The 26,152-nt window shown below is 64.5% G+C and carries 30 protein-coding genes and 1 pseudogene; 14 read left to right on the top strand and 17 right to left on the bottom strand.

Translation table 11 applies throughout. The features are described 5' to 3' along the window. Positions 1-22: 22 nt before the first annotated feature. Positions 23-220, bottom strand: coding sequence for a hypothetical protein (locus tag ACQCSW_RS18110; RefSeq protein ID WP_426988091.1), 198 nt, complete (start codon positions 218-220; stop codon positions 23-25). Between the two features lie 185 nt (positions 221-405). Then, entirely contained in the window at positions 406-948 is a 543-nt protein-coding gene (locus ACQCSW_RS18105; protein WP_426988089.1) for a TspO/MBR family protein, read from the bottom strand. 183 nt (positions 949-1,131) lie between these two features. Between ACQCSW_RS18105 and ACQCSW_RS18100 the strand changes: the two genes are divergently transcribed. Together ACQCSW_RS18100 and ACQCSW_RS18095 are read left to right on the top strand one after the other, a co-directional pair. Next, complete coding sequence (locus tag ACQCSW_RS18100; protein ID WP_426988087.1) at positions 1,132-1,464, top strand: ArsR/SmtB family transcription factor; 333 nt, start codon at positions 1,132-1,134, stop codon at positions 1,462-1,464. A gap of 12 nt (positions 1,465-1,476) precedes the next feature. Continuing rightward, positions 1,477-1,974: an SRPBCC family protein gene (locus tag ACQCSW_RS18095; RefSeq protein WP_426988085.1), complete on the top strand. Its 498-nt coding sequence runs from the start codon at positions 1,477-1,479 to the stop codon at positions 1,972-1,974. 105 nt (positions 1,975-2,079) lie between these two features. Here the strand turns inward: ACQCSW_RS18095 and ACQCSW_RS18090 are convergent, their stop codons facing one another. Both ACQCSW_RS18090 and ACQCSW_RS18085 read right to left on the bottom strand, forming a co-directional pair. Further along, the gene (locus tag ACQCSW_RS18090) at positions 2,080-2,721 is read right to left on the bottom strand and encodes an NADPH-dependent F420 reductase (protein WP_426988083.1); all 642 of its coding nucleotides are present in this window, start codon (positions 2,719-2,721) and stop codon (positions 2,080-2,082) included. 115 nt (positions 2,722-2,836) lie between these two features. Continuing rightward, a complete protein-coding gene (locus ACQCSW_RS18085; RefSeq protein WP_426988081.1) occupies positions 2,837-3,556 on the bottom strand; it encodes a substrate-binding domain-containing protein in 720 nt (239 codons plus the stop codon). A 121-nt stretch (positions 3,557-3,677) separates the two neighbouring features. On the opposite strand from ACQCSW_RS18085, the gene ACQCSW_RS18080 reads away from it, so the two are divergent. Then, on the top strand, positions 3,678-3,932 hold the full coding sequence (locus ACQCSW_RS18080; RefSeq protein WP_426988079.1) for a hypothetical protein: 255 nt from the start codon (positions 3,678-3,680) through the stop codon (positions 3,930-3,932). A gap of 107 nt (positions 3,933-4,039) precedes the next feature. Here the strand turns inward: ACQCSW_RS18080 and ACQCSW_RS18075 are convergent, their stop codons facing one another. Both ACQCSW_RS18075 and ACQCSW_RS18070 read right to left on the bottom strand, forming a co-directional pair. Then, complete coding sequence (locus ACQCSW_RS18075) at positions 4,040-5,332, bottom strand: MFS transporter (RefSeq protein ID WP_111908814.1); 1,293 nt, start codon at positions 5,330-5,332, stop codon at positions 4,040-4,042. Positions 5,333-5,359: 27 nt separating this feature from the next. Next, on the bottom strand, positions 5,360-6,580 hold the full coding sequence (locus ACQCSW_RS18070; protein WP_426988076.1) for a M20 metallopeptidase family protein: 1,221 nt from the start codon (positions 6,578-6,580) through the stop codon (positions 5,360-5,362). Positions 6,581-6,727: 147 nt separating this feature from the next. On the opposite strand from ACQCSW_RS18070, the gene ACQCSW_RS18065 reads away from it, so the two are divergent. Together ACQCSW_RS18065 and ACQCSW_RS18060 are read left to right on the top strand one after the other, a co-directional pair. Then, on the top strand, positions 6,728-7,765 hold the full coding sequence (locus ACQCSW_RS18065) for an Lrp/AsnC family transcriptional regulator (protein WP_426988074.1): 1,038 nt from the start codon (positions 6,728-6,730) through the stop codon (positions 7,763-7,765). 101 nt (positions 7,766-7,866) lie between these two features. Next, a pseudogene (locus tag ACQCSW_RS18060) lies at positions 7,867-8,456 on the top strand (DUF1992 domain-containing protein). On the opposite strand, the gene ACQCSW_RS18055 reads toward ACQCSW_RS18060, so the two are convergent. Next, complete coding sequence (locus tag ACQCSW_RS18055; protein WP_426988072.1) at positions 8,453-10,741, bottom strand: transglycosylase domain-containing protein; 2,289 nt, start codon at positions 10,739-10,741, stop codon at positions 8,453-8,455. The pseudogene ACQCSW_RS18060 and the gene ACQCSW_RS18055 overlap by 4 nt on opposite strands. A gap of 211 nt (positions 10,742-10,952) precedes the next feature. Here ACQCSW_RS18055 and ACQCSW_RS18050 point away from each other — a divergent pair, with 211 nt between their 5' ends. Then, positions 10,953-11,579 (top strand): PadR family transcriptional regulator, encoded by a 627-nt coding sequence (locus ACQCSW_RS18050; RefSeq protein ID WP_426988070.1) that lies wholly within the window; start codon positions 10,953-10,955, stop codon positions 11,577-11,579. Between the two features lie 6 nt (positions 11,580-11,585). Here the strand turns inward: ACQCSW_RS18050 and ACQCSW_RS18045 are convergent, their stop codons facing one another. From ACQCSW_RS18045 to ACQCSW_RS18025, 5 genes are all read right to left on the bottom strand, one after another. Beyond that, on the bottom strand, positions 11,586-12,137 hold the full coding sequence (locus ACQCSW_RS18045) for a CocE/NonD family hydrolase C-terminal non-catalytic domain-containing protein (RefSeq protein WP_426988068.1): 552 nt from the start codon (positions 12,135-12,137) through the stop codon (positions 11,586-11,588). Then, the gene (locus ACQCSW_RS18040; RefSeq protein WP_426988066.1) at positions 12,134-12,373 is read right to left on the bottom strand and encodes a hypothetical protein; all 240 of its coding nucleotides are present in this window, start codon (positions 12,371-12,373) and stop codon (positions 12,134-12,136) included. Before ACQCSW_RS18040 ends, ACQCSW_RS18045 begins: the two co-directional genes overlap by 4 nt. A gap of 676 nt (positions 12,374-13,049) precedes the next feature. Continuing rightward, entirely contained in the window at positions 13,050-13,310 is a 261-nt protein-coding gene (locus ACQCSW_RS18035; protein WP_426988064.1) for a hypothetical protein, read from the bottom strand. A gap of 227 nt (positions 13,311-13,537) precedes the next feature. Beyond that, on the bottom strand, positions 13,538-14,875 hold the full coding sequence (locus tag ACQCSW_RS18030) for an ammonium transporter (protein WP_426988062.1): 1,338 nt from the start codon (positions 14,873-14,875) through the stop codon (positions 13,538-13,540). A gap of 560 nt (positions 14,876-15,435) precedes the next feature. Further along, positions 15,436-16,230: a carbon-nitrogen hydrolase family protein gene (locus ACQCSW_RS18025; protein WP_426988060.1), complete on the bottom strand. Its 795-nt coding sequence runs from the start codon at positions 16,228-16,230 to the stop codon at positions 15,436-15,438. A 32-nt stretch (positions 16,231-16,262) separates the two neighbouring features. Here ACQCSW_RS18025 and ACQCSW_RS18020 point away from each other — a divergent pair, with 32 nt between their 5' ends. Genes ACQCSW_RS18020 through ACQCSW_RS18010 form a run of 3 tightly spaced genes read left to right on the top strand, consistent with a single transcriptional unit; the run spans position 16,263 to position 17,774 of the window. Further along, complete coding sequence (locus tag ACQCSW_RS18020; RefSeq protein ID WP_426988058.1) at positions 16,263-16,919, top strand: GntR family transcriptional regulator; 657 nt, start codon at positions 16,263-16,265, stop codon at positions 16,917-16,919. A 49-nt stretch (positions 16,920-16,968) separates the two neighbouring features. Next, the gene (locus tag ACQCSW_RS18015; protein ID WP_426988056.1) at positions 16,969-17,319 is read left to right on the top strand and encodes a DUF2848 family protein; all 351 of its coding nucleotides are present in this window, start codon (positions 16,969-16,971) and stop codon (positions 17,317-17,319) included. A 56-nt stretch (positions 17,320-17,375) separates the two neighbouring features. Beyond that, complete coding sequence (locus tag ACQCSW_RS18010; RefSeq protein ID WP_426988054.1) at positions 17,376-17,774, top strand: hypothetical protein; 399 nt, start codon at positions 17,376-17,378, stop codon at positions 17,772-17,774. A gap of 53 nt (positions 17,775-17,827) precedes the next feature. On the opposite strand, the gene ACQCSW_RS18005 is transcribed toward ACQCSW_RS18010, so the two are convergent. Next, positions 17,828-18,166, bottom strand: a complete 339-nt coding sequence (locus ACQCSW_RS18005; protein ID WP_252570602.1) for a YnfA family protein — start codon at positions 18,164-18,166, stop codon at positions 17,828-17,830. A 75-nt stretch (positions 18,167-18,241) separates the two neighbouring features. On the opposite strand from ACQCSW_RS18005, the gene ACQCSW_RS18000 reads away from it, so the two are divergent. The 4 genes from ACQCSW_RS18000 to ACQCSW_RS17985 all read left to right on the top strand — a co-directional run bounded on the left by ACQCSW_RS18000 (position 18,242) and on the right by ACQCSW_RS17985 (position 22,034). Then, complete coding sequence (locus tag ACQCSW_RS18000; protein ID WP_426988052.1) at positions 18,242-19,276, top strand: LLM class flavin-dependent oxidoreductase; 1,035 nt, start codon at positions 18,242-18,244, stop codon at positions 19,274-19,276. Positions 19,277-19,378: 102 nt separating this feature from the next. Next, a complete protein-coding gene (locus tag ACQCSW_RS17995; RefSeq protein ID WP_354251081.1) occupies positions 19,379-19,582 on the top strand; it encodes a hypothetical protein in 204 nt (67 codons plus the stop codon). A 153-nt stretch (positions 19,583-19,735) separates the two neighbouring features. Beyond that, positions 19,736-20,833 carry a ferredoxin reductase gene (locus ACQCSW_RS17990; protein ID WP_111908846.1) on the top strand — a complete coding sequence of 366 codons (1,098 nt, stop codon included), beginning with the start codon at positions 19,736-19,738 and terminating at the stop codon, positions 20,831-20,833. Positions 20,834-20,846: 13 nt separating this feature from the next. Beyond that, the gene (locus tag ACQCSW_RS17985; RefSeq protein ID WP_426988049.1) at positions 20,847-22,034 is read left to right on the top strand and encodes a fatty acid desaturase family protein; all 1,188 of its coding nucleotides are present in this window, start codon (positions 20,847-20,849) and stop codon (positions 22,032-22,034) included. Positions 22,035-22,098: 64 nt separating this feature from the next. Here the strand turns inward: ACQCSW_RS17985 and ACQCSW_RS17980 are convergent, their stop codons facing one another. The 4 genes from ACQCSW_RS17980 to ACQCSW_RS17965 all read right to left on the bottom strand — a co-directional run bounded on the left by ACQCSW_RS17980 (position 22,099) and on the right by ACQCSW_RS17965 (position 25,111). Continuing rightward, positions 22,099-22,944: an alpha/beta hydrolase gene (locus ACQCSW_RS17980; protein WP_354251078.1), complete on the bottom strand. Its 846-nt coding sequence runs from the start codon at positions 22,942-22,944 to the stop codon at positions 22,099-22,101. 106 nt (positions 22,945-23,050) lie between these two features. After that, on the bottom strand, positions 23,051-23,248 hold the full coding sequence (locus tag ACQCSW_RS17975) for a hypothetical protein (protein ID WP_111908848.1): 198 nt from the start codon (positions 23,246-23,248) through the stop codon (positions 23,051-23,053). A gap of 520 nt (positions 23,249-23,768) precedes the next feature. Continuing rightward, positions 23,769-24,233: a response regulator transcription factor gene (locus tag ACQCSW_RS17970; protein WP_426988047.1), complete on the bottom strand. Its 465-nt coding sequence runs from the start codon at positions 24,231-24,233 to the stop codon at positions 23,769-23,771. Positions 24,234-24,367: 134 nt separating this feature from the next. Next, a complete protein-coding gene (locus tag ACQCSW_RS17965) occupies positions 24,368-25,111 on the bottom strand; it encodes an ANTAR domain-containing protein (RefSeq protein WP_426990732.1) in 744 nt (247 codons plus the stop codon). A gap of 537 nt (positions 25,112-25,648) precedes the next feature. Between ACQCSW_RS17965 and ACQCSW_RS17960 the strand changes: the two genes are divergently transcribed. Continuing rightward, positions 25,649-26,107, top strand: a complete 459-nt coding sequence (locus tag ACQCSW_RS17960; RefSeq protein WP_426988045.1) for a hypothetical protein — start codon at positions 25,649-25,651, stop codon at positions 26,105-26,107. Positions 26,108-26,152: the final 45 nt, after the last annotated feature.

The following is a 26,152-nucleotide window of genomic DNA, read 5'->3' as shown; positions in this document are numbered from 1 at the left end:
TCAGTTTTTAGCCGTGAACCGATCAGACGGTGGCGAGCTGGCGTTCCTGGCCACGGACGCTGACCGTGAAAGTGTTGGGGCCGCTGCACTGGACCGCAATGCGGCATTTGGTGGTGTTCGCCTTGACCGAGAGGTCGTGCACAACGCTCTCAAGGGTGTGGTCAATCGCGGACCGGTCCCAGATTTTCAGCGTGATGGAGTCAGTGTTTTCAAACGTCATTGTCAGTACTTTCGCTCATGCAGTTAACGGCGCCGCGTCGTCCTTGAGGGGGCCGCATCCTCGTCGGTGAGGATTGCTGATCTTGGTAGTGCGGGAACGAGGTCCCGATCTCATGGTTCATGCTTGCCGCCGACGTTGGCAACCGAAATGGCGAAAGTGTGAGCGATTACACGCTCGCGCTGGCCTTAATTACTGAGGGCGGCGTAAAGGTTCAGGGACGCCGAAAACACCAGCCACGATACGTTCGGCAACATCAGCACTCCGGCCGTTGGGCTAATGGGCCCGAAGCGCAGAACTGTCAGGATGGCTGTGAAGGTGAGAGCGGTGAGGACGGCCAGCGCCAGCCAGAGCGCCGCGGTCCCCAGCAGCGGATACAGGCCGAAGAACGTCATGGGCCAGAGCAGGTTCAAAGCCAACTGAAGCCCGTAGAGCCTGAGTGCGCGGTGGCGCGGGAGGCGCCGCTGCCGCCACACCAGCCAGGCCGCCACGGCCATTGCCGCGTACAGGACCAGCCAGACTGACGTGAACATCAGCCCGGGTGGCGTCCAGGGAGCTTTGTCCGCAAGGACGTACCAGCCACCCACAGCCGCCCGGACCGGGAGGGACCCCAAGAGCGACACGATCCAGGACAGCGAAAGGAAGCCGAACAGGGCGGCAATCTGCCGCCATGGCGATGGCCCGTCCGGGACTGCCGGATCTGGGGCTCGGGTGGGGATAGCGGCAGACACTGACCCACTGTGGACAATGGCGGGTACCCGCGTCAAACCGGGAGGCGGCGGAGGTCTCCGCCACGGTCCCTTCGATGTGGCATTTCGCGGCAATGGTGACCGGCGGCACTGCTGTGAAATGCCATGTCGCGGACCACATTCAAGCCTTGACACCCTGCCGCCCCGGGCGTATCGTACAACCAAATGGTTGTAGATCAGCTCAGAAACGCGGACGTGGACCGCCTGTTCCAGGCGCTCGCGGACGCTACCCGCCGGGACATTGTCCGGCGGGTGACGGCGGGGGAGTATTCCGTCTCCGGGCTCGCCGCCCTCTACGCCATGAGTTTCGCCGCCGTCCAGAAGCATGTGGCGGTGTTGGAGCGGGCTTCCCTGATAACGAAGGAGAAGCGCGGAAGGGAGCAGATCGTGCGGGGTGACCATGAAGGACTGCAGAAGGCCCGCCGGCTGCTTGACGAGTATGAGGCGATCTGGCGGCAGCGTGCCGGGCGGATCGCAGACATTCTGGCTGAAGGATAGGAAGGTTCTGCAATGCCTGTTATCAGTTCCACCAAGAATCTCGAAGCACTCAGCTTCACCCTCGTGGCCGAGTTCGACGCCGGCGTCGACCGTGTCTGGCAGATATGGGAAGACCCCCGCCAGCTGGAGCGCTGGTGGGGTCCGCCCACCTGGCCGGCAACGTTCGAGGAGTTCGATTTCCAGCCCGGCGGGAAGGCCGGCTACTACATGACCGGTCCCGAGGGGGAGAAGGCCGGCGGTTGGTGGCGCTTCACCGCCATCGAAGCGCCGCACAGGCTCGAGTTCGACGACGGCTTCGCCGATGAAGCCGGCGCCCCGAACGAGGCCATGGGAATCACGCATGCCGCCGTTGACCTTGAGGACCTGGGCGGCCGCACCCGGATGACCGTTATGTCCACCTTCGAGTCCGAAGAACAGATGGAACAGATGGTCCAGATGGGCATGGAAGAGGGCATGCGCGAGGCGGCAGGCCAGATCGATGCTGTCCTCGCCGAGCACGCCCGCGCCTGACGGCACCCGGGGGGAGCCAAAGCGAAAGGACAGGGCACGACGGCGGGAGGTCCCGCCGTCGTGCCCTGTCCTTTTGTGGTGACCAGGTTTACCTGGCCACCCGTGCTACTTGGTGACCAGGAGTCCGGTGTCCCAGTTGAACTCGGAGAACTCGGGGTTGGCCTGCATGGTCATCAGGACGAACTGGAAGCCCTCAAGCTCGCGGGAGCGCTTAAGCGGGCCGACCACCAGCGGGCGCATGCCGGCGGAGCTGACAAAGCCGCTCACTGCCTGATTGGCGTCCTCGTCGTCTCCGGCGATGAAGACATCCAGCGGCTGGCCGCCGGATTCGCCTGCCACCAGCGTGCCAGCGAAGGTGGTGTTGAAGGCCTTGACCACGCTGGCGCCGGCCGGGGCCAGTGCAGCGATTTCCTCGGCGGCCGAGGAGCCGGGCTCCACCACCAGGGAATCGAAGGTTTCGAAGTTCACCGGGTTGGTGATATCCACAACCGTCTTGCCGGCAAGTTGGTCGCCGTAAGCAGTGACCACTGATTTGGCGGCGTCGAACGGGACAGCCAGGATCACGATGCTGCCCTGCGGGGCGCTGGCCGTGGTGCCATGGGTGACACCTGCGCCGAGTTCGCTGGCGAGTGTCTGCGCCTTGGCGGCATCCTGGCCGAGGATCTCCACCTTCTTGCCTGCAGCGACGGCGCGGGTGGCGATGCCGCGGGCCATGTTGCCGTTACCGATGATGGTGATGTCAGTCATGGGATTCTTCTTTCCGAAAAGGCGGGCAAGGAGGGTTTTCATCAGATTCAGTTCTGCTGGAGGGTGGCTACTTGAAGCTACAACTGAATGTACGCCTAGAAAGTTGAAGCGTCAATCATTTTTTTGAGAAAATTTCCAGCCCGTTGGCCGCGTAAGCTGCGAGGGCCTCGGGGCCGTGCAGGAAATCGCGCAGTACCGCGGCGCCGGAAGGGCGGGACGCCTCGCTGCCCAGCGCCGTCGAGAAGTCCGTGTACTCCTGAATGGCCCCCGGAAGCGGGCCGACGATTGTGGCCGCCGGAACGAGGATCAGTTCGCTCAGCTGCTGGATGGCGAGGTCCGCCCGGCCGTCCAGCAGGGCCACCGCAGTCGGCCCGGAATCAATCACGGTGGCCCGGGCCTTGACCCGCTCGGCAATCCCCAGCTGTTCCAGCAGGCCGGCGAAATAGATCCCGCTGGGACCGCTGCGGGAATAGGCCACCGAGCGGGCGGACGCCACGGCGGCGATGAAGGTCTCCACGGTGTTGATGTCAGGAATCCGGGCGTCCGGTGCGACTGCCACGCCCACGCCGGTTCGGGCGACGGGCCTTGGGTTCGCCAGGATGTTGGATGCAACCAGATCCGCCAGTGATCCGGAGATGCCTGCCATCACGTCCGGCCGGGCGCCGGACTCGATCCGCGTCAGCAGCCGGAATGTGGGTTCAAAGACCGCCTCCACGGGCGCCCCGCCGGCCTGAAGGTATGCGGGGAGGATGACGTCCTGCACGGCCCGCTTGAGCGCAAACGCGCAGAAAAAAGTGACGGGCCGGGTGTCTTCGTTTGCAGTATGCGTGTTCATCGGAGTCCTTAATAGTGCGCGCCCACAAGACTTACCTTGTGGGAGCGGGCACTGCTCGTTTATTAAGCCCGGGACTACCTGTGCAAGCAGTGCCTGCTTGTCAGGCCGGGCGTCAGCGGGTTTGAGTGTCACCTGCTGCTGCGACGGCATAGACGATGAACGCCTGGGAGAAGCCGTTTCCCAAGGCCAGCAGGGCGAGCTCGTGTGCCGCGGAGCCTCGAGCTCCAGGCTGAATGCTGTTCAGGGCTACGCGTCAGTGTTCCTGTGGGCTGCCGGCGTGGCCATCCTGATCGCGCCGCTCGCACTGCTCCTCATCACTATCACCAGGAAGACGTTCAGCGGCAGCGATGAGAACCAGCCGGTCCACCTGGGCTGATCCTGCAGCACGCCGAGCTTCGGCGAACACAAAGACGCCGACGACGGGACCTCCCGCCGTCGGCGTCTTTTGTTTTGCCGGATCTCCCCAGCGGCGATGTGGACTGCTTAGTGCGTCAAGTCCTTGCCCTTGGTCTCCGGGATGGTGAAGACGAACGCGATGCTGATAACCAGCAGGACCACCGCGTAGACGTTGAACAGGTTGGCCTGTCCGATGGAGCCGAGCCAGGCCTGCAGGTACGGCGCGGTACCCCCGAAGGCTGCGACGCAGATGGAGTAGGGGACGCCCACGCCCACCGTGCGGATCTTGGTGGGGAACAGCTCGGCGTAAACGGCTGGGACGATCGCGGCGGCGCCGGCGATGAAGAACAGCATGACGGACATAGTGACCGTGAGCTGCCACGGTGAATCCTTCAGCAGCCAAGTCATGGGGAAGTGGAACAGCGCGGCGCCGGCGGCGCTCATGATCATGACCGGTTTGCGGCCGATACGGTCGGAGAGCTTGCCCCAGAAAGGAAGAGCGGCGATGAACAGAACGTTGGCGATCACGCTTGCCCAAAGGGCCTCTCCACGGTCCATCTTCAGCACAGACGCGGCGTAGCTTGGCGTAACGACACCCCAGATGTAGTAGGCCACCGTCAGTCCGACGGTCAGGCCAATAACCTGCAGGGCCTGCTTGCGGTGCCGCCAGATCTGCGGCCACATCGGCTCGTGCTTTTCCTTGGGCGATTCTGCTTCGAAAACTGCGGTCTCCTTCATGCGGGCCCGCATGAACAGTGCATAGAGGCCCATGACGCCGCCAATCAGGAATGGTACCCGCCAGCCCCAGGCGTTCATGTCAGCCTTGCTCAGGACGTTGGACAGAATGGCTCCCAGTATGGTCCCGGCAAGGATTCCCACGGTGCCGGACGTGTAAATGAGCGTTGCCCAGAAGCCGCGCTTTTCCTTGGGCGCCATCTCGGAGAGGTAGGTCTGCGACGACGGCAGCTCTCCGCCGTGGGCAAGGCCCTGGATGAGCCGAGCCACCAGCAGCAGGACCGAGGCGAAGGCCCCGACGGCTTCGAAGGTGGGGGCGACGCCGATGATCAGGCTGCCCAGGGCGGCGAGGCCCACCGCGAACGTCATGGACGTCTTGCGGCCGATCCGGTCTCCGATCCAGCCGAACACGAAGCCGCCGAACGGACGGGCGACAAAGCCGACGGCGAAGATCGCCAGGGTGGCGAGGAAGGCCGACGTCGGATCCGCCTTGCTGAACAGTGCGCTCGCGATGAACGGCGAGAAGGTGGCATAGATGGCCCAGTCGTACCATTCAACAGCGTTGCCGATGCCGGTACCGATGAGTGTCCGCAGATGGGACTTGTGAACCTGGACGTCGGCTGGGACGCCTGCAGTTGTGGTCATGGTGTGCTCCAGTGATTGATGGGAAAGTCAGTTGGCCGAGGCCAGGGCTGCGATGCGAGAAACGGCCAGCTCTGCGTAGAGCGCTGCGCCGTCGGAGAGTACGCCGTCGGCGAAGGCGGCATAGGGGGAATGGTTGAACGGGGCGGAGGTGTGATCCGCGCCGGGGGCGACGGCGCTGAGGCCGATGAACGTGCCGGGTACTTCAGCTAGCACCCTCGAAAAATCCTCGGATCCACTGAGCGGGGTGGCCCAGCGGGTGAGGCGCGAGTCTCCAAAGAGGCCTTGAATGGTCTTCTCGGCGGTGCGGGTTTCGTCGTCGTCGTTGACGGTGAGGGGGTATTCGTCACGGTAGTCGACGTCCACGTCGAGGCCGTGGGCAGCGGCGATACCCCTCAACAGGGTGGGAACGGCGGACATCATCCGTTCCCTGGATTCGTCCGAGAAGGTGCGGATAGTGGCTTCGATGCGCGCCGATTCCGGAATGATGTTGCGCTTCGTTCCTGCCTGGAGGACGCCGACCGTCAGAACCACAGGATCGAACATGTTGAACTGGCGGGTGATCATGACCTGCAGTGCCGTCACCATTTCTGCTGCCGCCGTGACGGGGTCTTTTGCCGTGTGCGGGGCCGATCCATGGCCGCCGGCGCCCAGGACGGTGACGGTAAGTGCATCGGAGGCGCTCAGCATCACCCCTGGTTTGGTGCAGAAGCGGCCGTGCGGCTCCAGCGCAGAAAATACATGCAGCCCATAAGCGGCATCAACCCGGCGCCCGGCCGCGTCCAGCACGCCTTCGCGGATCATGTGGCCAGCGCCGTCCCACCCTTCTTCGCCCGGCTGGAACATCAGCACGACGTCACCGGCCAACTGGTCCCGGCGCTCGGCCAGTAGGGTGGCTGCTCCGGCGAGCATGGCGGTGTGGAGGTCGTGGCCGCAGGCGTGCATGGCGCCGTCGATCTTGGACGTGAACTGGACGCCGGTGCGTTCCTGGACGGGGAGGCCGTCCATGTCGGCACGCAAGAGCACCGCAGGTTTCTTGGCCGATCTGTGCGGTGCGCTGCCGCGCAAGACCGCGGTGACCGACGTCGTGCTCTTGCCCAGAGTGATATCGAACGGCAGGCCGTCAAGCGCCTTGAGGACTTTTTCCTGGGTGCGGGGCAGCTGGAGGCCGACCTCCGGCTCCTGGTGCAGCCCATGACGCAGCCGGACAATATCGTCCTGCAGCCCCTTCGCATCGGTGGTGATCGACATCTGCTCTCCCTCTCAACAAACCGTCCATTGACGGTCTGCTCTCCATTGTGTGGTGACGTGGTTCACAAGCTGCGAAATACCTGAAAAAAATCAAAACTATGATTGAAGCGGCAGGATTTATTCACAAGAGACATAGAGGGCTGCGAAGTGGTACTCAGCGAGGAAGACCTTGCCCTGATCAACGTGCTGCAGATTGCGCCGCGGATCAGCTGGTCGGATGCGGCCGATGTGCTGGGAGTGCATGCCACAACGCTGGCCGCGCGCTGGGACAGGCTGAGATTGTCGGGGGCGGCCTGGACGACGGCCCATCTGATAGGCGATCCCAAACAGATGTGCCTGGCACTGGTGAACGTGGATTGCGAAATGCGGTTGCGGGCCGAGGTGACGGCGGCGCTCGCCGCCATCCCGGAAGTGGTCACGGTTGAGGAAGCTGCAAGCAACAGGGACCTTATGCTGACGGTCATCGCGCCCACCTTGGCCCGGTTTACGGATCATGTGCTTCCGCGGTTCAAGGAGATCCGCGGATTGTTGAAGTACCGGACCTCGCTGGGTACCCGTCTGCACTCTGCTGGCCATGCGTGGAGGCTCAATACCTTGGACAAGGCCAAGCAACATGCGCTCCAGGCCCTTGCCGGTCCCGCGGCCACCGGTCCGGCAGCACTGAGGCTTGGAGTCCCGCTGCCTCCGAGCCATCTGGACCTCATCCCGTTTCTGGCGCGGGACGCGCGTGCGAGCGCCGCGGACATCGCGCGCAGCCTGGGCCGGAGCCCGGCGACGGTCCAGCGGCAGCTCAACAGGGTGATGTCCAGCGGGCTGCTGTCCTTCCGTTGTGAAATTGCCCAGAAGCTGTCCGGCTACCCGGTGAGCTGCCAGTGGTTCGCCAACGTGCCGCCGGGCCAGCACGAGGTCGCGGCCGCCGACCTCCGCAGCCTCCGCACTGTCCGGTTCAGCGCGTCTATTACCGGAGGCACAAATTTTGTGATCCTCATGTGGCTGAATTCGCTGGCCGATGTGATGAACGCCGAATTGGCCCTCCAGCAGCGCATCCCGCAGATCGAGCTCGTGGAGAGTGTCGTGATACTGAGCAACGCCAAGCGGATGGGTTGGATGCTGAACCCGGATTCGACGGCGAGCGGCGCCGTCGTGGTCTCCGGCGCGAAGTGGCCGTCCATAGGGTTCCCTTGAGCTTCGGTGCGCCGCCGTGGGTGGCCCCCGTTGAAACCCCGGACCGGCCTTCTGAATACTGGAAGCCTGATCCAATCCAGGCACGGAGGCGGTGGCAGGCAGTGAGCGGGGCGGGGTACTTCAAGCGCCGGCTGGAACGGGCTGCAGAAGTGCGCTCCTACCGCGGAGCGGGAATCAGCGCCGAGGAAGAGGCCGAAATCGAGGCCGCCGAGGCCAAGGAACGGGACAATCGCAAAAAGGTGGACGATGCCCGGCGGGCGGAGTACCTGATCCGGGACGCCATGGCGCAGGGAAAATTCGATAACCTCAAGTACGCCGGCAAGCCCATCCCGGGCTGGGGGAGGCCTACGATCCCGACTGGTGGGTCAAGGGCCTGATCCAGCGCGAGAACATCAGCGGCCTGGGTCCCCAGGCCATTCTGCTCCGCACCGAAGACGCCGAACTGGATGGCCGGCTTGATGCCCAGTTCACCGAAAAACAGGTCCGCGACATCCTGGCGGACTTCAACGCGCGGGTGATCGACGCCCGTCGCCAGCTCCAGGGCGGCCCGCCCGTCATCACCAAAACGCGGGACATCGACGGCGGGGTGGCGCGCTGGCACGAACGCCGCGCCGCCCACGCACAGGACGCCCTGCCCGAGCCGGAACGGCAGCGCTCTTGGTGGCAGCGGCTCTGGCGCGGCAGCACTTAGGGAACGGACGACGGCGGCGTGGGCTCAGGAGCAGGAGGTGGCTCTGGCGCAGGAGCGGGGGCAGGAGCGGGGGCCGGCGCTGGGGCGGGAGCGGGAGCAGGCCTTGGCGTGGCCGGCGCGGGAGACGGTTTCGGCGGGGCCACCATGGAAGCCGGTGGCGCAGGGAAGGGATTTGCCGGGTAGAGCGGCGCAGCCTGAAGCATGTAGTTGACCCACTGCGGCCCGGCGATCATGTAGCCATCAAGTCGCGGGTAGAACTGGCCGTTGACGGTCACGTTCTGGCCGGGGCGGTTCTGGCCCTCCAGGGCGTCGCCGAAGAAGGATGCCGTGACCAATCCCGACGTGTAGCCCACCACCCAGGTGGAGCCGTTGTTGTTGGACGTGCCGGTCTTGGCGGCAACGGGCATCAGAGTGTGGATTTTGGGGTTGATCCACACCCCGGAGCCGACCTTCAGCACGTCCTGGAGCACCGCGTTGACGCCCCGGGCAACCTCCGGCTTGACGGCGTCGCGGCACTCGCTGGTCTGGCCCGGGAGTTTCCCGCCCGACACTTCCGTTACCTCAAGCACGGCGATAGGGGAGCAGTACCGGCCGTCATTGGCGAAGGTGGCGAAACCATTGGCCAGGTGGACCGGGGCGACGCCGATGGCGCCGAGAAGATTGCCCAGCTGATGCATGTTGATCTGTGCGCCATCCAGTCCGCTGTGCAGTCCCACGGCGTCCACCATCTTCTGGATGCCGCAGAAATCGAGCTGGGTGGCGGCAGCGAAGGTGGCCGTGTTGATGGAGTTGTACAGCCCGTAGTTCACGGGCATGGGGCGGTAGTAGCCCTCGTCGGCATTCTGCAGGTCATCGGCGGCGCCCAGCTCAGGGTTGTTCTGCGCTGTGCTGTAGGCGCCCAGCACCTTTCCGCAGCTGGAGCGCCACGGGAAGCCCAGCGGATACACCCGGCGTGAGGCGTCCACCATCCCGGTCAGCGGCTTGCCCTCGTTCAGCCACTCTGCGAACGTGAAGGGCTTCATGGTGGAGCCTGGCTGGAAACCGCCCGCCCCGTTGAGATCATTGCCTTGCAGATCGCGGGAGTCCACGTTGAAGTTCAGCTGGGTATCGAACTTGCCCTCGGCAGGCAGGAACACCGTGTTCTGCGCCATCGCCAGGATTTTCCCGGTGCCCGGCTGGATCGAGACCAGGGACGCGCCCCAGCGGTCGGGATTCGCTCCGGCGGTGCTGTCCACCTGCGCCTGGGCCGCCGCCTGGAGCCGGCTGTCCAGCGTGGTGACGATGGTGAGCCCGCCGCGGTACAGCTTCCGCTCGCGCTCGATCAGGGTGGTGCCGTAGACCGGGTTGTTCAGGATCAGATGCGAAATGTAGTCGCAGAAGTACGGCGCCATCTGGGCGTAGGCGCAGCCCTGCTTCCCTGGACTGAGCTTGAGTTCGATGGGCGTGGCCGCGGCGGCGTCGTGGTCTGCCTGGGTGATCTTGCCTGTGGTCAGCATCTCGGCAAGAACCTGGTTCCGGCGGCTCGTGGCCTGCTCCGGATTGACCGCGGGGTTGTAGTAGCTGGGGCTGTTGACCAGCCCGGCCAGTAGGGCGGCCTGCGGCAGCGTGAGGTCCGCCGCCGTGGTGCTGAAGAAGTAGTGTGCCGCCGCCTCGATTCCGTATGCCTCGCGGTTAAAGAACACGATGTTCAGGTAGCCCTCGAGGATCTGGTCCTTGCTGAACTTCTTCTCCAGCGCGATGGCAAGCTTCATCTCCCTGAGCTTGTCCCCAATGCTCTTCTGGCCGCTGAGGACGACCTCGTCGGTCTTGTCCTGGGACACGAAGGACTCGTTGATCACGTTGGTGACGTACTGCTGGGTAATCGTGGAGGCACCCTGCTTGCCCGCATTCGTCAGGTTGAAGATTGCAGCCCGGACGATCCCTTGCGGGTCAACGCCCGGGTGTTTATAAAAGCGGCTGTCTTCGATGGCCACGATGGCATCCCGGACATACGGGGATATCCGGTCCAGGGGGATCTTGATCCGGTTCTCGGTATAGAACGTGGCGATGGGCTGGCCGTCGGAGGTGAGGACTTTGGTGGATTGCGACGGCGGCGCCACGATCAGTTCCGAGGGCAGATTTTCAAAGTAGCTGATGGAGGTGCTGACTCCGTAGCCGACCGTCGCAACAGCTGGGACCACCAGGCTTGCGGCTAGGACCCCGCACATGGCGCTCGCCGCAAAGAATCCGATGACCCTTCCCAGGGTGGAGGCCAACCGGTGCCTGCGTTTCTTTTGCTGCGCCATTGTTCAGCCCTCAAGCTCGCGACGTGTGAACAGGATACGCCGCCTGACCTGCTGCATCCAGATGCTGGACCAACTGATGCCAAGACGAAATTTTCCGTCTCTTAAAGTCTTGTTCCGGGTCTTGTCGCGCGATACATACCGATATATCGTTAAGTGTCGGTGAGCAGTTGACCGATGACCATTCAACAAGTCAGGAAGGGACGACACCACCATGAAAGGCATTCACGACGACAAGTTTTTGGAACCGCAATTCGGGCGGGGGCGGTTTGAGCGCGGCAGGGGCCGCCGCGGACCGCACGGGCACCGCGGGGGAGGATTCGGCCCGGGCTTTGGGCCGCGGGGCGGGTTTGGTCCCGGCTTTGGACCGGGAGGCGGGTTTGGTCCCGGCTTTGGCCCCGGTTCCCGGCGGGCAAGCAGGGGTGACGTCCGGTGGGCCATCCTGTCGCTGCTGGCCGAAGCCCCGTCCAACGGTTATGGCCTGATCAAGACCATCGCGGAGAAAACGTCGGGGGCATGGCGCCCCAGTCCGGGGTCGATCTACCCGACGCTCCAGCAGCTGGTGGACGAGGACCTCATTGCGCCCCTCAGCGAGGGGCGGCGGACCGACTTCACCCTCACCGATGCCGGCAAGGCCTACGTGGCCGAGCATGCGGAGGAGCTAGAGAACGCGTGGAACAGTGATGCGGAAGGATCCGGGCCCGCATTCCACCAGAGTGTGGGCAAGCTGATGGGGGTTATTCATCAGTTCCGCACTGCCGCCACGGAAGAACAGCGCAATGCTGCGGTGGAAAAGCTCGACGAAACCCGCCGCGCGCTCTACCAGATCCTGGCCGACTGAGCCCGCTCAGGTCAGACTGAACAGGCTCAACCGGATGTTTCGGCAGGCGTCCAGCCCTAGGCAGCCTTGCGTGGTGAACAGCAGGACGAGCCGGGACTGGTGGGCGGCGTCGCGGTAGATCTTGTGGGTGACGGGCCGGCCCACCGGCAGGTGGAACGCGTCCGGCGGGAGCAGCGCGTTGTGCTCGTCCGCCAGCGGCTCGTTGTTTGAGAGCTCCACCACCAGCTTGTGGCCCGGCGTGAACGTATTCGCGAACGGGTAGAGGCGCAGGACGTACTCCTCGATCTTCCCGGGTTCCACCGGCACGTAACGGGTGTGCGGGTGGAACGGGTTGCCCTCCGTGGTGCGCTCGTCGAGCTCGCGGTGCGAGGCCTTGAGGTAACCGCTGGTGATGAGCTGGCGCTCGCCGTTGGGGGCGTAGTCCCAGAGGCGGATGATGAAGTTCGTGTCGGTCTGGTCGACCTCCGCGAAGATGTGGGCGGCGCCGGTGCCGATCATCTCGGTGTCGGCCTCAAACTTATCGGTAATCCAGGAAAGGATCTCCACCTTGTCGGTCACCGTGAGTGGTGCCTGGTAGAAGCCGTCCGGGGCGGCGTATCCGCCGCCATCGGCTCGGACTCCGGGGACAGCTTGCCGCGCGGGCGCAGGTTGAGCGACTTGTACCCCGCGTCCTTCGGCGGCCACCGCTCGGCCGTGACGTGCTCACGCGAGCCCTCCACGAAGACGCTTACGGCAGGTTCGTCCATCACGCCGTTGTCGATGCCCTTGATCCAGTAGTCGTACCACCGGAACATCTTGTCGTGTTCCTCGATGAAGGGCGCGACTGCATGGGGAGGGATTGGTCTTGAGCAGGTTAACGGGGCGGGCTCCGGCCAGGTCCCGGGATGGGGTGACCATCCAGACCGTGAAGTAGTTGTGTGGAATCTGTAGCTCCTTTGCACGCTGAAAGAGCTCAACGGCCGCCGGTCGTAGCTGGCCGCCCGGGAGGAACCGGAAGCCCGGGCAGAACGTGCCGTCGTCTGAAGACCCGTACGAGCTGCTGCATCACGGGTCCGGGGTCCGCCATCAGCTCCGAGAGCCGGCGGCGCACCTGTTCAGGGCCGGCAGCGTGAATTCTGTCCTGTTCCCTTCCCAGATCTGATCGCGGATTGGCTGGCTGTTTGGTGTCACCTTTGCCTAGTCGCCGTCGCTGATGTTCGCCAAAAGCCACTGGGTGGCCAGCGGGTTCCGGCGAAGCGTGAAGGTGCGCAGGGCGGAGCCGGAGCCGAGGCGGATTATCTCCCCCTCAAAACAGCGTTAACGCAGGTCAGCGCCGAAGGACATTGCAAGCCACGTTGGCCGCGTCCGGATCGGGTGTGGACGAGTCACCGAAGCGGTCAGGCGGCCAGCCGCGGAGATGTCGCCGCCCACCAGCCCCAGCGGCTGAACCAGTGGGAGGATTCGGTGTCAGGGTCAACGGCCCGGTGGTGTCTAGGACTCGACGAGCGTCAGGATTGTTTCCGGGCGGACGCCGTCGAATTTCATCGCATCGGCTGCAGCTTCGGACTCCATCATTCGCTGGAACGTATCCATGTCGGGGACTTGGACGATTAGGCCTACACGGTGGGTCTTCGCCGGGTCGATGAACGTTCGAACCGTGATGCCCAGAGGCCCGAAGATTTCTTCCCGTTTTGGTGAGCTGAGCCAGTGCTCAACGTCGTCGACCTCGTGGAAGATCATTATTGTTGGCATCGTTGCCTCTGCTTTCTGAAGTTGCGTCAGGAGCCGGACTGGAGAGGGACCGCGTTAGGACATCGTGATCACGCTGAACGTACCATGGCCTCGATTGCAGCGATAGGGAAGAGAAACGACGGTGCGGCCCCTCACAAGCCGGCCAGCGTCACGCCATCGTCGGCGTCACACGCTGGGAAGGATCATGCACCGCCACCCGCGGCCTGTCATAGGCATGCCTGCAACCGCTAGGCGAAAGTGTCTTCCTTGGCGGGACGGGAGGCGATGTCGACGGCGGGGTCCGCCTTTGCGAGCACAGATGCCGGTGGCCGGTGGCCCAGCGGGTTGAAATGGCCGGCGCCGCGCTCGCCGAAGGCGTAGGCCGTCTCGGCGTGCTCGGACAGGTCCACCCCCACGGTTTCGGCCTCGTGGCTGACGCGGAAGCCGATGAATCGGTGGATGGCCCGGCCAATGACCAGGGTGACGAGGCCGGACAGCAGCACGGTGACCACCACAGCTACGGCCTGCGCCACCAGCTGCTGGACGCCGCCGCCGTAGAAGAGGCCGCCGCCCAGGCCGTCCACGGGGAGGGCTATGAAGCCCAGGGCGAGTGTGCCGATGAGCCCGGCGCCGAGGTGGACTCCCACCACGTCCAGGGAGTCATCCAGGCCAAAACGGTACTTCAGGTCAACAAACACGCAGCAGGCTGCCCCGGCTACCAGGCCCAGGCCGATGGCGGCCACTGGGCTGATGTTGGCGCAGGACGGTGTGATGGCCACCAGGCCGGCGACAACACCGGAGGCTGCGCCCAGGGACGTGGGGTGGCCGTGGCGGATCTTCTCCGTCAGCAGCCAGCTGAGCATGGCCGCGGCCGGAGTCACCAGGGTGTTGATCCAGATCAGGCCGGCCTGCTCCGCGGTGGTGGCGGCGCCGCCATTGAACCCGAACCAGCCGAACCACAGGATGGCTGCGCCCAGCATGATGAAGGGAACATTGTGCGGGCGGTGGCTGGGATCCTTGGCGAAGCCCTGGCGCTGGCCAACCACCAGGGCCAGGACCAGGGCCGCCGTACCCGAGCTGATTTCCACCACTGCACCGCCGGCGAAGTCGATGACCTGGCCGAAGGCCTCGGTGATGGCTCCGCCGGCGCTCATGAGCCCGCCGCCCCAGATCATGTAGGCGAGGGGGCAATAGACAAGTGTGACCCACAGCGGCACAAACACTGCCCAGGCGCTGAACTTGGCGCGGTCCGCGATGGCCCCGCTGATGAGGGCCACGGTGATGATAGCGAAGGTGGCGCTGAAGCCTGCCTTGATGAGGTCAGGGGAGCCCATGAGGTTCTGCAGCCCGAAGTTGGCGAAAGGGTTGCCAAAAATGCCCAGGATTCCCTCGCCGGTGGTCATCGAGTATCCCCACAGGACCCACACAACGCCTACGATGCCGGCGGAGATGAAGCTCATCATGATCATGTTCAGTGCTGCCTTGGCGCGCGTCATGCCGCCATAGAAGAGACCGAGTCCGGGTGTCATGAGCAGCACCATTGCCGCCGCGATCATCATCCAGACGTGTTGCGCAGTGATCTCCACCGGTGGGTCCCTTCCATTGATCCTGAATACGGGGACTTTCCTACGTGGCCCGCGCAATCCCCCCGATCAATATTTGTCGCCGAGTGTTTCCGTTTGCTCTTCGCTAAGTTGCGGGCAGGTTACGGCCAGGCGGCTTTCGTGACGATCTCATGACCGTGATGTTTCCGGCGTGTAAACGGGACCTGTTGAACGGCGTCGGGGCGGGAAGCCCTGCGACCCTGATGCCCGCGACGGCGGGCGCCGGTGCGCGCACTTGGTGAGAAGCCGCCGTCGGACGCTGAAAAGGGCAACGTTTCCTGAAAGTGAACGGCGGCTCACCGCCGTGGGGCTGCCGCATTGACATGGCGTGGGGGAGTGCCTCAGCCGTTTGATGAAGGGGCCAAGCCTGAGTTTGTCCGGCGGGGCAGGAACGTGACGCGGGGGATCTCCCAGGGGCGTCGCATGATGCGCACCTGGACTGTTTTGGGCCGTGGCTGGCTTCGCTCAGGGGATTTGTGCTTTCCTGAGCGCGGCCCAGCTCTCGCCTGGCGGGATTCCCCGGGAGGATCCGCTAAGCGGGGTCAGAAGGTCCGGGCGTTGGCCAGGACGGGCAGTTTGCCGCGGACCTCGGCAATGACGGCCTGGTCAATGTCGACGACGGCGAGTTCCGGTTCGCCGCCGAGGGCCACCAGTGCAGCACCGAGGGGAGAGATGACGGCGCTGTGGCCGACGCCGGTGGGAGCGTTGCCCGCGGAGGCGATACCGGCGCTTGCCGGATCGCCCTGTCCGCAGGCCACCACGAAGGTGGTGCTGTCTAAGGCGCGGGCGCGGACCAGGAGGTCCCACTGATCAGCCTTGCCCTCGCCGGCACCCCACGAGGCGCAGACGATGTTGACTTGGGCGCCGGCTTTGGCATTGGCCGTGAACAGCGCCGGGAACCGTACGTCGTAGCAGGTGGCCAGGCCGAAGGTGGTGCCGTTCACTTCGAAGGTCACGGGGGCTGTTCCGGCGTCCACGGTATCGGACTCGGCGAAACCAAATGCATCAAAGAGGTGGATCTTGTCGTAGGAGGTCTCGATGCCAGGGCCGGTGACCAGCAGGGTATTCCGCACGCGGCCGCCGTCGCCCGGGGTGAACATGCCCGCCACGACGGTGATATCCAGCTCTTGGGCAATGCTGCGGACGGCGGCGGCCCATGGCCCGTCCAGCGGCTCGGCAATGTCCGCCAGGCTGTTGCCGAACGCGCGCATCGCGGCTTCCGGGAACACCACGAGCTCGGCTCCGGCGGCTTTGGCACGCGTGGCGTAGTCTCGAATCAGCTCGAGGTTGGCGGCCAGATCGGCTCCTGTGATGATTTGGGCCACTGCTAAACGCATGAAATTGCTCCAGTCTTTTGTATACACAATGTATGCGAAAAAGTTCGGGGACGGCGGCGTCCGGCCGCGAGAAGGCGTACGCGTACTTGCGCGAAAACATCCTGATTGACCCGGAGGTGCAGGGGAAGTTCCTGAACGAGCAGGAGCTGGCCGCCGAGATCGGCGTTTCGCGAACTCCGGTCCGGGAGGCGCTCCTGCTCCTCGTCTCCGACGGCCTGGTGGAACTGATTCCTCAGCGCGGGGCCTATGTTCCGCCGGTGACTGGCCGCGAAATGTCGGAGCTGATGGAACTCCGTGGTGTGCTGGAAAGCCATGCCGCCCGCCTGGTTATCGAACAGCGCCGCGTTCCTGCGAAAACGATGCAGGACACCCTGGACCAGCAGGAACAGCTTCCCGAGCAGCTGAATGCGGAGGCTGCGCAGGAGTTCATTCGACTGGACACCCTCTTCCATCAGCTGCTGATCGACGCCGCGGGCAATGAGCTCATCTCCCGAACGTACAGCAAGCTCCACGTCCGGCAGATCCTGGTGGGAGTCTCTGCCCTGTTCCGCACCGGCGACCGGCGCGGACAGGTGTGCGCCGAACACCAGGACATCCTCGATGCCCTGGTGTCCGGCGACGCGGCGAAGGCGCAGGAGGCCATTGACCATCATCTGGCCGTCACCCGGGATATCCTGCTCCGCACCTAATGGAGTTTTTGTCCACATAACGCGAGTTGAAAGGCGTTTTGGCTGCATTATGTGGACAAAAACTCCGGCCGGCTTAGTTGGAATCGTCAGCTGGGTTTGCCGGTGGCCGTCTGCTGGCGCGCTACTGCGGATCCTTCCAGCAGCAGGCGGGGACACCCCGGACACGCTGATCCAAAACAGCTCACTGGAAGCCCTGCTGACCCCGGACTACTGGCTGGAGGTACTGACCGAGCGCGGCCTGAACGAGCCGGGGACGGTCCTCATTTCCGGCACAGTGGCCATGACCCACGGCGTAGACCAGTTCGCCCGCAGCTGGAAAGTGGAAATGACAGACCCCGCGACCGGATCCACCGTGGATGCCCAGTACATGGTGGAGCAAATGGCCGAGCCCATCGGCTGATTCCGCCAGGCCCGGGGCACGCTTGGGGGGCGCAAACTCCCGGTAGCATCATTGATATGCCCACTGCGCTTGAAATGGCAGGTCCCATCCTGGAAATGATGACCTGGCTCTGCCTTCCGCCGGGGCTTGCCCTGCTTTTCTACTCGGGCATCCTTCGGCGGTTTGTGCACCCGTGGACCGTTGCAGAAGCGGTGGTCTACGCGGACGCTACCGGGACTGGCTTTCGCTGGTTTGACCGCAAGTACCAGGTCCACCACGCCCCGATGTCGCCCCACGACATCAAGGACCTGGCCGTGGGCGACGCCCTGCCGATCTATTACCACCCCAAGCGCCCCACGCAGTGGCAGACCGCAGCGCCCGAAACGGTGGGGCGGACCGCCGTCGTGCTTGGCCGCGTGCTTACCGGGATCGGTGCCGTGGCCCTCATCGCGGGCTTCCTGCTGCCGATGTTCTGACGTTCAGTGGCTGTATCAGCAGCGGGTACGACGGCGGTCGCGGCCAGGGCGGGTCAGCCCGCGTTTCGCGGGGCAAACATGATCACAGCCACCCCGACCAGGCAGATGACGGAGCCCGCGATGTCCCACCGGTCCGGACGGAAACCGTCGAAGATCATTCCCCATGCAAGCGACCCAGCCACAAACACTCCGCCGTAGGCGGCCAGGATCCGGCCGAAATGGGCGTCCGGCTGGAGGGTGGCCACAAAGCCGTAGAGGCCCAGAGCTATGACACCCAGCCCTGCCCACCACCAGTCCTTGCCCTCGCGGACTGACTGCCACACGAGCCACGCGCCGCCGATCTCGGCGGCAGCGGCCAGGACGAAGAGCACAGTCGTTTTGGCGATCGCCACGGTTTCGGCAGGAATACTCACAGCCTCATCATGCCAGCCGGGAATGCGGCCAGCCGCGGGGAGGTTGGGCCATACATGCAACGCATCGGATTCCTTTCGTTCGGCCACTGGGGCCCCGGCCAGGGTTCCCGCACGAGAACCGCCGGCGAGGCCCTGCGCCAAGGCATTGAGTTGGCGGTGGCGGCCGAGGAACTCGGAATCGACGGCGCCTTCTTCCGCGTGCACCACTTCGCCCGTCAGCAGGCGTCCCCCTTCCCGCTGCTGGCAGCCATCGCCGCCCGGACCAGCCGGATAGAGATCGGCACCGGCGTCATCGACATGCGCTACGAAAACCCGCTGTACATGGCCGAGGAAGCCGCGGCCACGGATCTGATCAGCGGCGGCAGGCTGCAGCTGGGCATCAGCCGTGGTTCACCCGAGCCTGCCCGGAACGGAGCCGCCGCCTTCGGCCACAAACCGGGAGAAGGGGAGACCGACGCAGACATGGCCCGCCGGCACACAGCCCAGTTCCGGCACGCCATCAGCGGCGCCGGAGTGGCTGAGGCGGACCCGCGCTACGCCGGCGGCGCCATCGGCCTGTTGCCGGTCCAGCCACAGTCGCCGGGTCTCGCGGAGCGGATCTGGTGGGGCGCCGGAAGCCGCAACACCGCCGTGTGGGCGGCCGGCCTGGGCATGAACCTGATGAGCTCCACCCTGCTCACCGAGGACACCGGCGTCCCCTTCGACCAGCTGCAGGCGGAGCAAATCCGACTCTTCCGGGACGCCTGGGCCGCGGCAGGACACAGCCACCAGCCGCGTGTCTCCGTCAGCCGGAGCATCCTGCCGATCGTCGACGACGAGGACAGCAGGTATTTTGCGGGCAGCGCGCTGCGGGACAGCCGGGACCAGGTGGGCGTCATCGACGGCCTGACAGCACGCTTTGGCAAGACCTATGCCGGCGCCCCGGATGTCCTGGCCGAACAGCTGGCGGCCGACGCCGCGGTCCAAGCCGCGGACACACTGCTGGTGACAGTGCCCAACCAGTTGGGCGTTGACTTCAATGCCAAAATGCTGGGCAACATCGCCCGCTACATTGCGCCCGCCGTCGGCTGGACCCCGGCCCGTTCCTGATCCGGCGCAGATTCCGCTGGGTGATCCGCCCGGAAGGGAATATCCTGAGAGGGTGCGGGCCGCTGAGGCCCGGTTATTCCTCACGGCCTAGAGAGGCTCACCATGTCCGAAAAGCTACACCTGACACCGGAAGACGAGTTCCCGGAAGATCTTTCCGCAGTTCCGGACAAGGAGTTGCAGGTTTTGGACAGCCAAGTGCAGCGTCAATTGGACTATGAGTACGTGGCCGAGGGCGAACCGAACCCGGAGACGGAGTTCAGGCACCATGACCTCGATGAGGAGTTCGAGGAACGCGACGACCGCTGACCCGGGAACCATCCACAAGCCAGAGCCGTTAGGCTTGTAGCGGGCTTTGGGGGGCTAAGGGCCCCATTATTACTGCGTGACTGCTTATTACTGCGTGACAGCGGAACGGTCAGGAGAGAGAAATATGGCTCGCGCCGCTTTAGGTTTTACTGCATGATCCGGCTACGTCAGCTGGCACAGGCGGCTTCCGTACTGACCACGCCATTGGCACCGGAAGATATTCTGGCGCTCTTCAACCCTGTCTTCTCCGCGCGCCAGTTGCGCGGAGTGGTAACCCGTGTGGTCCAGGAAACGGCGCAGTCGGCCACAATCTTTTTCCGTCCCGGTCGCGGCTGGCATTCGCACCTGGCCGGCCAGTGGGCGCGCATCGGCGTTGAGCTGGACGGCGTCCGCCACTGGCGCTCCTATTCGCTGAGCGCCCCCGCCGGCAAGGACCCCGCCATCACCGTCACCGACGTCGGCGCTGTTTCCGGAACCCTGGTCCGGACCACCAAACCGGGCGACGTCCTTTTCCTGGCACCCCCGCAAGGCGACTTCGTCCTGCCCGAGCACCCCAGGCCGCTCCTGATGGTCACCGCCGGCAGCGGCATCACTCCGGTGATGTCCATGATCCGCACACTTGTTCCCCGCCGCCCGGATGCCGACGTCGTCCTTGTGCACTCCGCCCGCACACCCGGCGACAGCCTCTTCCGCGAGGAACTCGCCGAACTGGCCGACCAGTTCCCCAACTTCCGGCTGGCCCACTGGTACACCGGCGAACAGGGCCGGATGGACCTGACCAACACGGCCGAGCTCGATGAGATCTGCCCGGACTGGAAAGAACGGGCCGCCTACGCCTGCGGCCCGGACAGTTTCCTGGACGACGCCGAGGCATTATGGAAGCAGGCGTCCCTCACCGCCGGCGCCCCCGGTTCCGATGTTGCTCTCGCCGGCGATCCCGGCAACCTGATGATTGAACGGTTCAACACCACCTTCGCCGGGGGTGTGGGGCACGACGGCGGCCTGGTCACCTTTGAGGCGTCGGACCGGGAAGTTGACGCGGACGGCGATACCCCGCTGCTCGACCTCGGCGAGGACGCCGGGGTGCTGATGCCCAGCGGCTGCCGGATGGGAATCTGCCACAGTTGCCTGACTCCGCTCCTGGCCGGACAGGTCCGTGACCTTCGCACCAACGAGGTCCACGGCGAACCCGGCCAACTGATCCAAACGTGTGTCTCGGCAGCCGCCGGACCCGTCAACCTCGAACTCTGAGGAGCAATACCGCATGTCAGTAGTTTCAGAAAGCAAGAAAGTCTCCGAAAGCAACACCGCCCCCACCGGAGCGGCAAAGAGGCGCCCCGGTGCGCTGGCCGAGTCCGGCAGCCCCTTGGTCCGTCCTCCTGCCGCTGCGCACCTTACCGACGAACAGGTAGCTGAGCTGGGCCGCGAACTCGACGCGATCCGCGACGAAATCCTGGCCAAGCGCGGCGCCTCCGACGCCGCCTACATCCGCCGCATGATCAAGATCCAGCGCGGGCTGGAGATCTCCGGCCGCGCGGCACTGCTGGTCAGCAAGAACAAGGCAGCCTGGGTCACCGGCACCACGCTGCTGAGCTTCGCCAAGATCCTGGAAAACATGGAACTCGGCCACAACATCCTGCACGGGCAGTGGGACTGGATGCGGGACCCTGACATCCACTCCACCACCTGGGAGTGGGACTTCGTCACCCCGTCGCGCGCCTGGCAGCACACGCACAACGACCTCCACCACCGCTGGACCAACGTGGTGGGCAAGGACAACGACGTCGGGTACAACCTCCTGCGTATGGACGAGGACCAGCCGTGGAAGCCCCACAACCTGGGCAACCCGGTATACAACGCCATCCTTTCCCCGCTCTTCGAATGGGGCATCGCCATCTACGACCTTGAGCTTGCCGAGTACCAGGCAGGCAAGAAATCCAAGGAAGCGCTGGTCAAGGACCTCAAGGCCCTGGGCCGCAAGGTGGTCACCCAGTTCACCAAGGACTACGCCGCCACTCCCGCCGTCGCCATGCTCACCGGTTCCGGCAAGCAGGCGCTCTACGGCACCCTGACCGCCAATGCCGTCCGCAACGTCTGGGCGCACGCCGTGATCTTCTGCGGCCACTTCCCGGAAGGCGCTGACACCTTCACCGAGGAAATGGTGGAAGGCGAAACCCGCGGTGACTGGTACGTCCGCCAGATGATCGGCTCTGCCAACATCTCCGGCTCCAAGTTCATGCACCTGATGACCGGCAACCTGTCGCACCAGATCGAGCACCACCTCTTCCCGGACCTGCCGTCCAACCGGTACGCCGAGGTTGCTCCGCGGGTACGCGAGATCTGCCAGCGTTACGGCCTGAAGTACACCACAGGTCCGCTGCTGAAGCAGGTGGGATCTTCCTGGGCGAAGGTCTTCAAGCTGGCGCTGCCGGGCAAGGCTGCCAGGGCTTGAGCTGACTAAGCCTGATAAGAGTGGATGGGCCAGGCGAAACGCCTGGCCCATCCACTCTTTTTTGTTATCCGGTCTGCTTCTTCAGGAAGGCGAGCAGGGCTTCGTTGACTTCCGCGGCGTGCGTCCACAGCAGGCCGTGCGGGGCGCCGTCGATCTCCACATAGTCCGCCGACGGCAGGGCCTTGGCGAACCTGCGGCCGGTGACATCGATGGGGAGGATGTTGTCTGCCGTGCCGTGAACGATCAGCGCGGGAACATTGATCCGGGGGATGTCCCCGCGGAAGTCGGTCAGCCACGTGGGCTGCGCGGCGACTGATGCGGTGGCGCCGGCTCCCGCTGCGACGTTCCAGCTGGCGTCCAGAACCTCCTGGCTGAGCCGCGGCGTACCCAGGAACGTGTCCGTGTTGTAGAAGTTCTTCAAGAATTCCGTGAAGAACGCGTACCTGTCCGCGGTGACGGCTTCGGTGAGCCCGTCAAAAACCTCCTGCGGGACGCCGTCGGGGTTGTCTTCGGTTTTCAGGACGAAGGGTTCCAGTGATCCAAGGAATGCTGCGCGGGCCACCCGGGCCGAACCGTACGTGCTCAGATAGCGGGCAATCTCGCCGGTGCCCATGGAGAAGCCCACCAGTACGGCGTTGTGGATTTCCAGCCTGTTCAGGAGGGTATTGAGGTCGGCGGCGAAGGTGTCGTAGTCGTAGCCGCTGGTGGTTTTGGTGGACTTGCCGAAGCCGCGGCGGTCGTAGGTAATCACGCGGTAGCCGGCGTCCAGGAGGGCGGTGGTCTGCTTTTCCCAGGACGATCCGTCCAGGGGGTAGCCGTGGATCAGGACAACAGGCTGACCGCTGCCGTGGTCTTCGTAGTAGAGCTCAATATCGGTGCTGTTCTCGGTTCCAACGGTGACGAATGCCATCTCGGCGGTCCTTTCGAAGCTTCGGAATCAGTTTCGGGCGCAAACAAAAGCCGACGCCCGGCATTCCCTACTCTAGGGACCGCCCGCCGCGGCACCAAGGATGTGGCTACTGGGAGGGTTGGGGCAGTTCGCACGCGATCTGCGGGTTGACGCCCAAATAGTTCAAGGGCCCGGCGACGATGGTCACGGCCACCGTTCCAGCTTGGGCGCAGGACCCGGGAGCCCCGCCGAAGTAGCCGCGCTGCCAGGCGGCGATTCCTCCGATGATCAGCCAGATGACAATCAGTGCTCCGAGAAACTTCATGGTGTCCTCCCATGGCCGTGGCCGCCTGTGCGTTCAAGTATGCGCCGATATCCGGAAAGCTCACAGGACCAAAACGCCCGTTACCCTTTTCGTCGGTAACGGGCGTTTTGGGAGGGGAACTAGGGGCGGGCGCCGAAGCCTCCGCCGCCCGGACCCTGTGCAGTGGTGTACTCGCCGGCAGTCGCGGTCGATCCGAGTGTCACCTGCACGCCGGACTGAGTCGAGGAGGTGCCCGATGTGACCGCCATGCCCACGCTGCCGGCCGCCGCCACGTGCCGCCGGTGATGGTCAGTTCGCCGTTGATGGTTTGGTGATGTCGCCGAAGCTGTCGTTGGCGAAGGCTGACTGGAGGGTGGTGACATCGCCGAGCACGACGTCGGCAACGTAGTAAGTGACGGTGCTGTCGCCGCTGGTGGTGGCCGCCGGCCATGCCCAGGTTCTTGGCGCGGAGGCCTATCGTGTCGCCGATCAGGGCACGCGGTCCGGGGACTGAGCATGAGGGTCAACCGGGTGGCGCAGATTACCGTTTCGTTGCGCGGCGCCCAATAGCCAGCGCGTCAGGCAAGGGGGTGCGGCTTACTGCTGCCGTTGTGGAATGGGGCTTCTGGCGGGTAGGGGTGTCCGCCGGGCAGAGCCGCAGTGCGAGCTCCTGCAGTTCCTTGGGGTGGAACGGCTTGGTCAGGTAGGCAGCAGCGCCGGAGGCCATTCCGGCCAGGATGTCGTCCTCCTCGGACCTGGCGGTGAGGAAAAGCAGGGGAGCGGTGCTTAAGGCGCGGATTGCCCGGGCAACGACGTGACCGTCCATGTCCGGCAGGCCAAGGTCCAGAGTGATCAGCGAAACCGATGGTTCAGCGGCCGCGGCAATTCCTTCGGCGCCGTTGGCAACCGAACGCACGGAAAAGCCTGCGCGGGTCAGAACCACAGTGATCAGACCCCGGATGTCATCGTTGTCCTCGATGACAAGACAGATACGTTTTGTTTCCATGAACGCCCCTCAGCCAGCTTTGCCACCAGTGTACGGGCTGGTGGGGTGGTAAACCGTCATAGTGACGTATTCCGCAAACCGGCCGCCGGTCGTCTCAGCCGTCACTTCGCTGGCCGCCGGCTGCGGGGAGGGGTTCAGCCGTCGTAGTGCGTCCGGGCCGGCCCCTGGCCCAGCGCATTCACCACGGCCGCGGCGACGATATGAAGCTTGGAATTGCGGGTGCTGGACGCCGCTTTGAGGAGCTCGAAAGCCTCCTGCTGGCTGCACCGGTTCTGGGCCATGATGATGCCCACCGCCATGTCGATCACTGTTCGTGATTCGAGGGTGGCACGCAGATGCGCCGCCGTCTCGCTGTAGTGCGCGAAACGCACCGCAAGCCGCAGGGCAAGCGAAGTTTGGCGGACGAAGTCCTCGGCAGCCTTCAGGACGCGGCCTTCGAAGCGGGAGGTCCGGTGGGAGTAGAGGAGGAGAGTTGCTTTGGTTTCCCCCTCCAGTCGGAACGGGATGGCAAGGACTGACCGGATGCCTTGTTCCAGGACGGCTTCGCAGTATTCGGGCCAGCGGGCTTCGTCGTGCAAATCAGGAACATGGACCGTCACCGGCTCCAGCGACGCAGCCATCCCTGGGCTTTGCTCGGACCGATATTCAATCTGGCTGATGGCCCGGGCAGCGGCACCGCTGCTGGCTACCGTGGCAGCCATGCGCTCGCGCAGGAGGGTGATGCCGCACAGCACTTCGTCGCCGGGATCGGAAAGATTTCGCGCCGAAACGCGGGCGAGCTCGTCCAGAAACTCCTCAACATCGGTGCTGTTGAGAAGTTCCTCGTGCAGGTGCTCGGTGATTGATGAAGGTGTTTTTGCTGTTGACTCGCTGGCCACGGTTCTTAGTGCCATTCGCTCTGGTCAAAACGAGCCGGCAACTCCCCGCACACCTTGCCGTGGAGGCGGAAGGTGCCGGCGGTCGCTGGATCGACGAACTGTCCAACGGCCTGCTGCTAAACCGATAACCAGAAGTATATACAGGCCAGAGCCGTGGGAAGCGCCACATGACAGCCAGGCCGCGGAGTACTCAGGTACTACCTGCTTGCCGTGCGGGTGGCACTGCGCGAAGATCCGGCGGTGGGGCCTCTTGGCTTGAAACACAAGGAATGCGGCTGGCTCCCGAACGCTTGCGCGAAGAGTCCCCGCGTATCGGACACCGCCCGTCCGGTCGACGAAAACTGAGTACCCTGCCCCTCATCCAAGAGGTCGTGGCTGGGGAGGTCCGCAAAAGTCCAGTACTGCTACGCGTTGTTGGGATCACCAGGGCCGGGAAGTATGGGCGTCATCGATCAGCCGGAAGCAAGGCCCCGTAGTGGTTCCCGATGGCTGTGTGTCTCAGCATCTGTCTTTACCCCAGCCAAAGGAGTCTCTTCCATGCGCAAAATGACCAATAAGAACAAAGTCCTGGCAGCAGTCGGTGCACTGGCACTGGTGGCAGGCGGCGGCGGGGCTGCCTACGCCTACTGGACCACCACGGGCACCGGTTCCGGCCAGGCGACCAACTCGGTAGGCGAGGGTACGGTGACCCTGCACGCCAACTTCACTGACGGACTCGCCCCCGGAGACGTCCGGACGGTGGGCTACACGGCAGACAACGCCGACCCAAACACCAGCACCAAGGTGGGGGTGCTGTCCGCCACCGTGACCACCGACAAAGCCGGTTGCGATTCAGCTTGGTTCGTTGTCACTGCTGACACCAGCAACACCACGGTCGCGAAGAACTCATCGGGCACGTCTGTGGGCAGCGGAACCCTGACGTTCAATGACAGTGCAACGGTGGACCAAGGGGCCTGCAAGGGTGCCGTCGTCACCATCACGGTCGGCAGCGTCTAATAGTCTTCGCCGGCGGGGAGGAGCAGAACCTCCCCGCTGGCGAAT

Origin of the sequence: Pseudarthrobacter sp. Y6, from assembly GCF_050156205.1 — a bacterium.
Taxonomy (GTDB): domain Bacteria; phylum Actinomycetota; class Actinomycetes; order Actinomycetales; family Micrococcaceae; genus Arthrobacter.
This window is presented reverse-complemented; position numbering and strand designations above follow the sequence as displayed.

Excerpts from the sequence above, each read along its gene's own strand:
- ACQCSW_RS18110 (WP_426988091.1), bottom strand. The coding sequence starts at position 220 with ATGACGTTTGAAAACACTGACTCCATCACGCTGAAAATCTGGGACCGG.
- ACQCSW_RS18100 (WP_426988087.1), top strand. The coding sequence starts at position 1,132 with ATGGTTGTAGATCAGCTCAGAAACGCGGACGTGGACCGCCTGTTCCAG.
- ACQCSW_RS18095 (WP_426988085.1), top strand. The coding sequence starts at position 1,477 with ATGCCTGTTATCAGTTCCACCAAGAATCTCGAAGCACTCAGCTTCACC.
- ACQCSW_RS18090 (WP_426988083.1), bottom strand. The coding sequence starts at position 2,721 with ATGACTGACATCACCATCATCGGTAACGGCAACATGGCCCGCGGCATC.
- ACQCSW_RS18085 (WP_426988081.1), bottom strand. The coding sequence starts at position 3,556 with ATGAACACGCATACTGCAAACGAAGACACCCGGCCCGTCACTTTTTTC.
- ACQCSW_RS18075 (WP_111908814.1), bottom strand. The coding sequence starts at position 5,332 with ATGACCACAACTGCAGGCGTCCCAGCCGACGTCCAGGTTCACAAGTCC.
- ACQCSW_RS18070 (WP_426988076.1), bottom strand. The coding sequence starts at position 6,580 with ATGTCGATCACCACCGATGCGAAGGGGCTGCAGGACGATATTGTCCGG.
- ACQCSW_RS18055 (WP_426988072.1), bottom strand. The coding sequence starts at position 10,741 with ATGGCGCAGCAAAAGAAACGCAGGCACCGGTTGGCCTCCACCCTGGGA.
- ACQCSW_RS18050 (WP_426988070.1), top strand. The coding sequence starts at position 10,953 with ATGAAAGGCATTCACGACGACAAGTTTTTGGAACCGCAATTCGGGCGG.
- ACQCSW_RS18040 (WP_426988066.1), bottom strand. The coding sequence starts at position 12,373 with ATGTTCCGGTGGTACGACTACTGGATCAAGGGCATCGACAACGGCGTG.
- ACQCSW_RS18035 (WP_426988064.1), bottom strand. The coding sequence starts at position 13,310 with ATGCCAACAATAATGATCTTCCACGAGGTCGACGACGTTGAGCACTGG.
- ACQCSW_RS18025 (WP_426988060.1), bottom strand. The coding sequence starts at position 16,230 with ATGCGTTTAGCAGTGGCCCAAATCATCACAGGAGCCGATCTGGCCGCC.
- ACQCSW_RS18020 (WP_426988058.1), top strand. The coding sequence starts at position 16,263 with ATGCGAAAAAGTTCGGGGACGGCGGCGTCCGGCCGCGAGAAGGCGTAC.
- ACQCSW_RS18015 (WP_426988056.1), top strand. The coding sequence starts at position 16,969 with ATGTGGACAAAAACTCCGGCCGGCTTAGTTGGAATCGTCAGCTGGGTT.
- ACQCSW_RS18010 (WP_426988054.1), top strand. The coding sequence starts at position 17,376 with ATGCCCACTGCGCTTGAAATGGCAGGTCCCATCCTGGAAATGATGACC.
- ACQCSW_RS18000 (WP_426988052.1), top strand. The coding sequence starts at position 18,242 with ATGCAACGCATCGGATTCCTTTCGTTCGGCCACTGGGGCCCCGGCCAG.
- ACQCSW_RS17995 (WP_354251081.1), top strand. The coding sequence starts at position 19,379 with ATGTCCGAAAAGCTACACCTGACACCGGAAGACGAGTTCCCGGAAGAT.
- ACQCSW_RS17990 (WP_111908846.1), top strand. The coding sequence starts at position 19,736 with ATGATCCGGCTACGTCAGCTGGCACAGGCGGCTTCCGTACTGACCACG.
- ACQCSW_RS17985 (WP_426988049.1), top strand. The coding sequence starts at position 20,847 with ATGTCAGTAGTTTCAGAAAGCAAGAAAGTCTCCGAAAGCAACACCGCC.
- ACQCSW_RS17980 (WP_354251078.1), bottom strand. The coding sequence starts at position 22,944 with ATGGCATTCGTCACCGTTGGAACCGAGAACAGCACCGATATTGAGCTC.
- ACQCSW_RS17975 (WP_111908848.1), bottom strand. The coding sequence starts at position 23,248 with ATGAAGTTTCTCGGAGCACTGATTGTCATCTGGCTGATCATCGGAGGA.
- ACQCSW_RS17970 (WP_426988047.1), bottom strand. The coding sequence starts at position 24,233 with ATGGAAACAAAACGTATCTGTCTTGTCATCGAGGACAACGATGACATC.
- ACQCSW_RS17960 (WP_426988045.1), top strand. The coding sequence starts at position 25,649 with ATGCGCAAAATGACCAATAAGAACAAAGTCCTGGCAGCAGTCGGTGCA.